Here is a 9732-nt window from a genome sequence, read left to right as displayed (position 1 = left end):
CGCGGCTCCGGACGTGGCTGCGGGTTCTCCGGCCGGTTCGGCTGCTGCGGCGCGGCGGGCCGGGAGGCCGGGGCGATCCGCAGTTCGTCGGCCAGGCTGGCCTGCCGTACCCGGCGGGGCAACGGGGGTTCCGCGCCGGGGGCGGGGAGGGCGGGCCGGTCGGACCCGTGCTCCACGTCCTGCGCGCGGACGGCTCCCGGGTCCGGCGGGGCCGGGTGGTCGGGCTCGGACACCGGCAGCCGGGCGGGCGGGACGGTCTCCGGCTCGGACTGCCGGGGTGCGGGAATCGGCAGGGACGTGCCGTCCGCCCCGGTGCCGGAGGAGTACGGAGCGGCGTACGGCTGCTGCGGAGTGGCGTACGGCTCCTCGGGCGCCGGGTACGGAGGCCGGTCCACGGGGTACTGGCCGGCGGCCGTCATGTACGGCTGTTCGGCCGGGCCGTACGGGTTCTCCTGCGCGGCGTACGGCTGTTCCTGGCCCGCGAACGGGGTCTCGGCCGGCCGGTACGGCTGTTCCTGCTCCGTCCGGTACGGCTCCTGCCCCTGTTCCGGGGCCGGTGCCGGGGCCGTATAGGACTGTTCGGCGACCGTGTACGGCTGCTCGGTGGTGGCGTACGGGACGCCCGCCGTGTTCAGCGCGGTGACTCCGGCCAGCGCCTGACCCTGTACGCGGGTGGGCAGCGCCTCGTCGTCGGCGGGGGCCGCAGGCGCGGCGGGGGCGGCGGCAGCGGGGGAGGGCACGCCGACCGGACCGGTCCGCGGTTCGGGGACGGTGAGCTCGTCGGGGACGAGCAGGACCACGCGGGTACCGCCGTACGCCGAGGAGCGGAACTCCACCCGCAGGCCGTGCTGGTCCGCGAGCCGGGCGATCACATACAGACCGAGACGGATGTCGTCGGAGTGGGCGAGCACGTCCATCCGGGGCGGCCGGACCATCAGCTCGTTGGCCGCCGCCAGCTGCTCCTCCTCCATCCCGAGGCCGCGGTCCTCGACCTCGATGGCCAGACCGCGGCTCACCTTGGCGGCCCTGACCTCGACCGGGCTCGGCGGCCGGGAGAAGCTGAGCGCGTTCTCGATGAGCTCGGCCAGCACATGGGAGACCGGGCCGACAGCCCGCTCCGACAGCCAGGGGCTGCCGTCGAGGTCCAGCACCACACGCCGGTAGTCCTGCACCTCGCCCTGGGCGGAACGCATCACGTCCAGCAGCGGAACCGGCTTGCGCCAGCGCCGGTGCGGGGAACCGCCCGCGAGGATCACCAGGTTCTCCTCGTACCGCCGCAGCCGGGCGGTGAGGTGGTCGAGGTCGAAGAGACCGTCGAGCACCTCGGGGTCCTCGTGCTTGCGCTCCAGCTCGTCCAGCTTCTTCAGCTGCTGGCCGATCAACTGCTGGGTGCGGCGGGCGATGCGCTGGAGCAGCCGCTCGAAGCCGCGGTGCTGGTCGGCCTGTTTGACGGCCGCCGCCAGTGCACTGGTGCGCGCCAGGTTGAGCGCGTCGCCGAGCTGGGTCAGCTCGTCGCTCCTGCTGTCCTTGCTGTCGTGCTCGATGGCACGCGCCTCGGCCTCGACATCGATCCGCTCGCCCCGGCCGAGCCGCTCGACGACGTCCGGCAGGGCCTTCTCCAGCTCCTCGGCCCGCTCCTGCAGGCTGCCGATCCGGCGGCGGAGGTTACGGGTGAGGCGCCAGGTGGTCAAGATGACCGCGATCACGGCCGCCAGACCGATGACCGTGGTCAGCACCATCTTCAGCAACAGCGACATGACGCTGCCCTTGCCCTCCTCGACCACGAGGGCGGTGCGGTGCTCCAGCAGCTTCTCGATCTGCGGGTCGAGCTCGTCCATCGCTCCGCGCCAGGTCTTCTCCCGGGCCTTCAGGGCGACGAACCCGTCCGCGTCGGCGTCGGCCGGGCGCAGCACGTCGTTCTCCACCCGCGTCTTGGTCTTCCAGGCCGCGCTGCGGGTGATCTGCTCCCACATGGCCTTCTCGTCCGACGGCAGTTGGGGAACGACCTTGGTGGAGTACTGGAGTTCCTGGCCGGAAACAGCCTCCCGGACCTGCTTCAGGTCCTCGGCGCTGAGCTTCCCCTCGGACCAGCCGCGCGCCAGCAGGGCGTCCGAACGGGAGATCATCTCCTTGGTCCAGAACAGGTCGACCAGCGGCTGCGAGAGCGTGGTGATCCGGCCGTTGTCGACATGGCTGAGCGCCGCGAAGAGCTGGAGGTCGACCGCGATCAGGTCCGTGTAGTAGCCGTACACGGCCTCCTGCTGGTCGCTGCCGCCGTCGTCGACGAGGGCGCGCTGGGCAGGCAGCTGGTTGATGGCCTCGCGGGCCTTGCCGACCGCGTCACGGACCTCGGCGGGGGCGTCGTCGGTGGCCACGTCGGAGAGCGACTGGAAGCTCTGCACGGCCTCGTCGGTGCGCTTGCGCTGCTGCTGGAGTTCGTCGGTGGCGCCCTTGTGCCGGGCGAGCACCTCGGCGCTGAGCCGGCGCTCCTGCTGGAGGTTGTAGTACACGATGTTGGACGGCTGGCCGGCCTTCTGCGCCAACTGTCCCTGGGCGGCCTGGCGTTGGAAGTCCAGCAGGGTCTGACCACTGGTGACGGCCCAGAGGGCGGCCAGCGCGACGCCGGGAACGATGGCCAGAACGAGCAGGGCTGTCCGCAGCGACATGGTGGTCGACTCGGTCCGCCGTGAGGCGCGCGTGCGCAGGGCGTGCTCCTTGATGATGCCAGCCTCAGGACTGGTCAAATCCGTTGAGAACTTCGACAGATAGATATTAGTCACAGTGAAAAAATGAAAAGAAAGTGGGCTCACAAGTGCATTACCGATCACGCACAAGTCCGTCACCGTGATCCGTAGGCGCCCGGTCCACCCCGGTCCGCCCCGGTTCGAGCAGCGGCCCGGGGGACCAGGGGGCGCTTGACGGAGGAGAACTGAGACCCCGGAGTCTCCGGGCAACCGCCGCACGAAGCACGAATGCCCCGCACGGGCTCCCGCGCACGGCAGGCCCCCGCGACTAGCCTCCACACCATGCTGCGCATCACCGACACCCGCACCGGCCACCTCGTGGAAGTCCCCGCCTCCCCCCGTCGCCTGCTGCGCACCTGCGTCCACCTGCGCGACATCGGCACGGGCTCGGACACCGGCACCGGGCTCGGCGCGGTGCACCTGCGCGTCCCCCTGATCGGCGACGTGCTGGCACGCACTGCCGAGCTGAACGGCCTCCAGGTCGTCACGGTCCTCACCACCCCCGAGCTGACGCCCGACCGGTCCCGGGCCCTGGACCGGGTGATGGCGGTGCTCGGCATCCACCCCCCTGCCGTCATCGGCCCCCACCGCCCGGAGGCGGCCCTCGGCGGCCCGGCCGACGTGCATGTGACCGCCGCCGGTACCGACCCGGCCGACGCCGGGAGCGGCGCCCTGATCGGGGTGGGCCAGGTCGCCACCGCGCCACCGACGGAGGAAGTCCCCGACCTCGCCGACCTTTCGGACGCAACGATGCCGGAGACCGCCGACCCACTGGCAGTACGCCTGCTGCTGCTCGGCCACCCCTACGGAACCCCGGTCACGGTCACCGGCCCCGCGCTCGCCGGGGCCCGGCGGACCCTGCGCGACTGGCGGCGATCGGTCGCCGACTGGGCGCAGCAGCCGTCCAGACCGATCCCCACCGACCTGCTGCGGCGGTCACATGCGGCGCTCGCCGAGAATCTCGACGTCGCCGCCGTCCTGGCACTCCTGGCCGAGGTGGCGGAACGGTCCGACGTCCCGCCGGGCGCCAAGTTCGAGACCTTCGCCCACCTCGACCGCGTCCTCGGCCTGGACCTCGCCCGCGACGTCGGCCACCAGCGCCGCCCCTGAGGGGCCGACGGGCACTCAGCCGGGGACCCCCGCACCGACCCCCACCCGACACATGGGCAGGGGAACGGTGTCAACGCCGCCCTCCGGGATTCCGATGACCTCGACAGCCACCCCACGTGCTGCCAGGGCCTTCGAGGTCTGGGCAATGGTGATCTGGGAGAAGCCGAAGACGGACTCCGGGGTCAGACTCTCCCGGTTCTTGAGCAGCATGGCAAGGACGATCCGCTTGGGCGTGAAGTCGTCGGGAAGTACGTACCTGCCCCCGCTGAGCCGGTTGACCTTCGCAGTGAACTCTGCGCGGACCTGCGCGGACTCCTGGAGCAGTTCCACGGCCACCCTGGCCTGGCTGAACAGGTGGCTCAGTGGGCCGGAACCGCCTGCGCGCTTGACGAGGACCAGGGTGCCGTCGGGCGTGAGCAGGTCGCAGATCTCGACCTGGTCCCTGGGCCGGAGGGGATTGGTGACGTTCTTGGTGTCGAGACAGAGCCAGCCCGGCCGCTCCTCATCGGCCACCCTGTTGTTGTACGTGTTCTCGGACTCACCGTCGAGCCAGGCGGGCAGCGAGACGGAGGGAACGGGAGAGAACAGGGCCGCCACAGTGGCCCGGCTCTCCGCCACGTAGGCGGCCCCGCCCTCGTACCACTCGCCCTCCAGGAGGAAGAACCGCCTGGAGCCCAGCGAGGAGCCGACCTCCAGCCAGGCCAGTGCGCTGGTCACGGCGAGTGTGTCGACTGCACTTGCCCGGCGGTCCCTGGCGAGGGTCACTGTCCCCTCGCGCAGCACCTTGAGGCGCTGTCCGGGCGGTGCGAGCCGGGCCCGCATGAGTACGTAGCCGAGGTCGAAGTCGTCGGAGCGCCAGGCGTCGGTGCTGTTGATCCGCGTCATGTACACGGTGGCCTCCGTGCACGCGACATGGTGATCGGAGGGGGCGATGGAGGAGATCCGTCCGTCGGCGGGCCGACCGAGACAGTAGTCCAGCTCCCGGTCGAGGGCGTCGAGAACCGTCGGATCGGTGACCGGGACGATGTGGTCGACGAACTCCAGCTCCTGGTGCGGGATGTCCTCGCGGCAGATCCTCGCGATGGTCCGTAAGTCGGAGAGCAGGGCCTCCGGTTCGATCCCCAGCGCGATCCTCAATCCGCATCCGCCCTGGGCACTGACCGCCCTTCCACGCGTGTACCGCGAGCGGGTGAGCGGCAGGTCGTCGAGGTAGCCGCCCAGGCTGCGCACGACACGCGAGTGGTCACGGAGGCCGAGCAGCGGGACCGGGGCGCCGCTCGGAACCAGGGAGATGTCGGTGCGTGTCTGTCCGAGCGACCTTGAGACCGCCCCACGGATCATGTTCGGATCCATCTGCCGGATGGCGAAGGAGAGACCGAAGCGCTTGTCCTTGAGGCGGTCGGGGATCAGCCGGTACCCCTGGTCGCAGCCGATGGCGTACACCGTGCCGTCCACGGCGAGCAGCAGGACGGCGGCGGTGCGGCGGACGCTCTCGGCAACCGTGACGCCGGTGGTGCGTGCCATGGGTTCGCACCACGGGGCCTCGGTGTGCTCCATTCCGCAGGTGATGTACACAGCCGGAACGCCAAGCACGTCGGGGAAGTGCAGATCGGCACCGAGCCTGTCCAGAAGCTCCGGGTCGAGGGCCTCCAGCATGGCCTCCGGGGTGGGCGCGACACCGGTCAGCCGGTAGACGGTGCGTACTGCGGTGTTCGATGCCATGGCGAGCCTCCGTGGAGCAGTGGGCAAATTCTTGAAGGTGGGTGGGATGCACCGATGTCCTGCGCCGTTGTGGCTGTGACGGGGACTACGGGGCGGAGACAGGAAGGTGCCGCAGGCAGGTCCGGGCAGCCCTCCGCCGTGGGGCACGACGGGATGAGGCGGTCGCGGCGAGGACGCGCTGCACGCCGTACCCGCTCGGGACGGACCAGGTACACGGAGGATATTGACACCAGTCTGTGCGCACTGTCAACAGACTTCACTCTGGAGGAGGGGCAGTGGTCCGTGTACGCTGGATGTATGACGGACAACGCAGCTTCACCGGTCGGCCCCCTGGTCACCGGTGCCGAGATCGCTCGACTGGCCGGTGTCACCCGGGCTGCTGTCTCCAACTGGCGTCGGCGCTACGACGACTTCCCGGCACCGGCGGGAGGCGCCGCGAACAGTCCGCTCTTCGCGCTCGCCGAGGTCCAGGGATGGCTGGACAGGCAGCGCAAGGGTCAGGAGGTGTCACCCGAGGTCGAGTTGTGGCAGGCCCTGCGGGCCGCGTACGGGGAACAGATGGTCGCGGGCCTGGCGGAGGTGGCCGCAGCGCTGGCCGGACGGCCTGCGCCGGGACTGCCGGACGACATCGCCCCTCGGGTACGGAAGCTCGCCCGGACCGCGGCGCCCGCCGACCTCGTGAACGGACTGACCGAACGGTTCGTGGACTCCGCTCGGCGTGCGGGATCGGACCAGGTGACTCCCGAGCGCGTGGTGCGCGCCGTCCGTCACTTCGCTCCCGAACTCCCCTCCGACGCCACGGTCTTCGACCCGGCCTGTGGAATCGGGGTGCTGCTCCTGTCCGCCGCCTCCGGAGCGGCCACGCGTTGCCACGGTCAGGAAGTGGACGCCGACAGTGCCCGTTTCGCACAGCTCCGCGCCGACCTTCTGGGCCGATCAGGAGTCCGCATCGTGGCGGGGGACTCCCTGCGCGCGGACGAATGGGCGGATCTCAAGGCGGACCTCGTCGTCTGTGACCCGCCGGCCGGTGTGACCGAGTGGGGGCGGGAGGAACTGCTGCTCGACTCGCGCTGGGAGCTCGGTACCCCGTCCAAGGCCGAGGGCGAGCTTGCCTGGCTCCAGCACGCCTATGCGCACACCGGGCCGGGCGGCCAGGTCCTCATGGTCATGCCGGCCTCGGTCGCCTACCGCAAGGCGGGCCGCCGCATCCGAGCGGAACTCGTACGCCGGGGCATCCTGCGCCAAGTGGTCGCCCTGCCGCCGGGGACGGCGACATCTCACTCCCTGCCCGTCCACCTGTGGTGTCTGCAGCGGCCTGAAAACACCGCGAGCGCGGACACGAACCGTACGGTGCGCATGGTCGACCTGACCGGCAACAGCCCCGACGGCGGTCTGGACCCACGCTCCGACCAGATCGCCGACGTGCCGCTGATCGGGCTCCTCGACGACACCGTCGATCTCACCCCCGGCAGTCACCTCCGCTCCCGGCAGCGCGACTATCCCGGTGAGTACACGGCCCTGCGCCAGGAGATGGAGGAGCAGATCCGCCGACTCGCCGCCCTCCTGCCCGAGCTGACTGTCGGGCGCGGACCGGGCTCGCTGGACGGCGCGACCACCAGCGTCGCGGATCTCGCCCGCGCCGGACTCGTCACATACGAGGACTCGGAGCCGGTCTCCGCCAGCGAGCAACTCGACACGGACTATCTCCAGGGGTTCCTGCGGAGCTCCGTCAACACCCGCCGGTCCACGAGCGCCAGTGGGACGTACCGCCTCGACACCCGGGGGTCACGTATCCCCCGTATGGGCATCGACGAGCAGCGTCGTTACGGATCCGCCTTCCGGGCCGTGTCCGAGTTCGAGGAAGGCATGCGCAAGGTCGACGAGCTGAGCAGGCAGCTTGCCGAAGTCGCCCGTGACGGCCTCGCCACGGGCGCCCTGACGCCGGAGGAGTGAAGCACGGCGCGGGGCACCCCTCGGCGGGTGTCCCGCACCGTCCGTGTTCGAGTCGGTCAGGCCGGGCGTGGCAGGAACGGGCTCGGGGTCCCGCTCCATGTCACGCTCAGCGACTCGCGTGCACGTGTGCAGGCGACGAAGAGCAGGCAGCGCTCCCGGAGCAGATCGGCGTCGTGCTGGAGAGGGTCTGCCTCGCGTGGGGTGACCGCGCGGGCGAACGGTATGGCGCCCTCCTTGACGTCGAGGACGGACACCGCCCGGAATTCCAGCCCCTTCATCGCATGCATGGTCGCCAGCCGTACGCCCTGCGCCCCGGAGACGGACTGTCCCTTGACCCGGAGCACCGGAATACCGGAGGCCTTGAGCTTGTCCTCGGCCGCGTCCAGGGCGAGATTGAAGCGCGCGCACACGCCGATCTCGTGTGGTGCGAGGCCGTCGGCGAGCAGCGCCCGGACGCGCTCCACCAGGGCATCGGTCTCCTCCTGCCGGGTTCCGTACCCCTGGACCAAGGGGCGGCGCCCATGGAGCAGGGAGCGGTAGCCGGTCAACGAGTCCGTTCCCTCGCCCTCCAGCGCATCGACGGTGACGGGCGCGAGGAGCCGCGCCGACCAGGTGAGGATCTCCTCGGTGGACCGGTAGTTGACGCGCAACCGGAAGCTGCGGCCGGCTGTGGCGATGCCCAGGGAGCCGAGCGACACCCGGGAGTCGTAGATCCGCTGGTGCGGGTCACCGGTGACGAACAGGTCATCGGGACCGGGAGCCACGGCGGCACGCAGTACCCGCCACTGCGCGGGGTGCAGGTCCTGTGCCTCGTCGACGACGACATGGGCGTAGGGGGCCGGACCGCCGGCCAGGAAGTCCGCCGCGCGGATGCAGACCCGCAGATGTGTGGTCTCGCCGCGCTCGCGCAGGAACTGCTCGAACCGTTCGACGCCGCTCCACACCTCTCGGCGGCGTGCGGGCCCCATGCCGGTACCGCGGCCCCGGCGGCTCGCACCGAGGTAGGAGTCGAGATCGCGGAGATCCTGGCCGAGTACGACGTGCCGGTATTCCTGGGCGAGGAACTGGGCGGTGTACGGCAGGTCGAGCTGTTTGACGGCCCTTTCCCACAACTGCCGCTGTTCCTTGTCCCCGATCGGACGCGGCGCTGCCCCGGACTTCGCGCGCACGACTCCGTTGGCGCAGGCGTCGACCGTCGTCACATCGACCCGGGCCAGCAGCCCCTCGTCCTCGTCGAGGAGAAGGCCGAGCATCTCGCGCAGTCCGGAGGCGAGCGCGTTCGTGTACGTGGTCAGTAGGATCCGGCCGTCCTCGCTGCGGTCCAGCAGATGCTTGACCCGGTGCAGGGCGGCGACCGTCTTGCCCGTTCCCGGCCCGCCCGTGACCTGGACCGGACCCCCGTACGAGGTGCGGTAGGCGGCGCGTCGCTGGGAGGGGTGGAGAAAGACCCGCCAGGCTTCGAACGGCTTCTGCAACACCTCCTCCAGCTCCTGGGGCCCGGTGACCATGCGGATGCGCGCCGAGGTGTTGGCGATCACCGTGGCCAGGTCCTCGACCGGCTCGGCCGGTGCGTCGGCGGGCCGCCGGACGGCGACGACGTCCCGGTAGACCTCCTCCGGACTGAAGCCCTCGGCAAGGTACTGGAGCACCTCCAGCTGGTCCTCCGGCAGCAGCGTGGAGAACGCCTCCAGTTGGGCCTTGTCGACCAGGGAACGCGCGGCGCGCAGGACCTGGTCGTCGAGGCCGAGTTCGCGCAGGGCGCCGTCGGAGACCTCCGCGAACAGCAGCCTGGGTGCGTCCGCGGCGGCCGTCTCGTACAGCGGGGTCAGCTCGTCCAGGGCGACGGCGTCGCGTACCTCCAGGGCCCTGGTCGCCGTGTTCGCGCTGTACAGCCGCTTCGCCGCCCACGTATAGGCGTCGTCGTGCGGCAGGACGTTGACCAGCAGGAACACATCACTGCCGTCGTCGGGCGCGAGAACGACGCCCCGCCAGAAGTCGGTGATGCGGATGGTCCGCATCCGTGGGTCCCGGGCGTTGTTCACCGACTCCAGGTGCAGGCCCTTGTCCGCGTTGAGTTCGGCGGCGGTCAGGGCGTGGAACTTGCCCATGGCCTTGCGCACGCCGGCCCGCACCGGCTTCTCCAACGTGTCGTAGCCGTCCCAGAAGCTCTGGGCGAAGGCGAGCCGGGGCATGACGTCCCTTT

General features: G+C 70.8%; 5 protein-coding genes. 2 read left to right on the top strand and 3 right to left on the bottom strand.

Translation table 11 applies throughout. The features are described 5' to 3' along the window. Nucleotides 1-2744: nitrate- and nitrite sensing domain-containing protein (locus ABZY11_RS04345; protein ID WP_356477661.1), on the bottom strand; the 2744-nt coding region annotated here is incomplete at its 3' end. A gap of 282 nt (nt 2745-3026) precedes the next feature. Between ABZY11_RS04345 and ABZY11_RS04340 the strand changes: the two genes are divergently transcribed. Then, nucleotides 3027-3854: a hypothetical protein gene (locus ABZY11_RS04340; RefSeq protein ID WP_356477660.1), complete on the top strand. Its 828-nt coding sequence runs from the start codon at nt 3027-3029 to the stop codon at nt 3852-3854. A gap of 15 nt (nt 3855-3869) precedes the next feature. On the opposite strand, the gene ABZY11_RS04335 is transcribed toward ABZY11_RS04340, so the two are convergent. Continuing rightward, a complete protein-coding gene (locus ABZY11_RS04335) occupies nt 3870-5576 on the bottom strand; it encodes a TIGR04141 family sporadically distributed protein (protein WP_356477659.1) in 1707 nt (568 codons plus the stop codon). Between the two features lie 297 nt (nt 5577-5873). On the opposite strand from ABZY11_RS04335, the gene ABZY11_RS04330 reads away from it, so the two are divergent. Continuing rightward, a complete protein-coding gene (locus tag ABZY11_RS04330) occupies nt 5874-7529 on the top strand; it encodes an N-6 DNA methylase (RefSeq protein WP_356477658.1) in 1656 nt (551 codons plus the stop codon). A gap of 56 nt (nt 7530-7585) precedes the next feature. Here ABZY11_RS04330 and ABZY11_RS04325 read toward each other — a convergent pair whose 3' ends face one another. After that, the gene (locus ABZY11_RS04325) at nt 7586-9721 is read right to left on the bottom strand and encodes a UvrD-helicase domain-containing protein (RefSeq protein ID WP_356477657.1); all 2136 of its coding nucleotides are present in this window, start codon (nt 9719-9721) and stop codon (nt 7586-7588) included. Nucleotides 9722-9732 lie beyond the last annotated feature (11 nt).

The organism is Streptomyces sp. NPDC006510 (assembly GCF_040611955.1).
In the GTDB taxonomy this organism is placed as follows: domain Bacteria; phylum Actinomycetota; class Actinomycetes; order Streptomycetales; family Streptomycetaceae; genus Streptomyces.
The sequence above is the reverse complement of the archived record's forward strand: the minus strand, read 5'-3'. Positions and strand labels throughout refer to the sequence as shown.

Bases quoted from the DNA above. Each gene is read 5' to 3' on its own strand.
- ABZY11_RS04325 (WP_356477657.1), bottom strand. From the start codon at position 9,721: ATGCCCCGGCTCGCCTTCGCCCAGAGCTTCTGGGACGGCTACGACACG.
- ABZY11_RS04330 (WP_356477658.1), top strand. From the start codon at position 5,874: ATGACGGACAACGCAGCTTCACCGGTCGGCCCCCTGGTCACCGGTGCC.
- ABZY11_RS04340 (WP_356477660.1), top strand. From the start codon at position 3,027: ATGCTGCGCATCACCGACACCCGCACCGGCCACCTCGTGGAAGTCCCC.
- ABZY11_RS04335 (WP_356477659.1), bottom strand. From the start codon at position 5,576: ATGGCATCGAACACCGCAGTACGCACCGTCTACCGGCTGACCGGTGTC.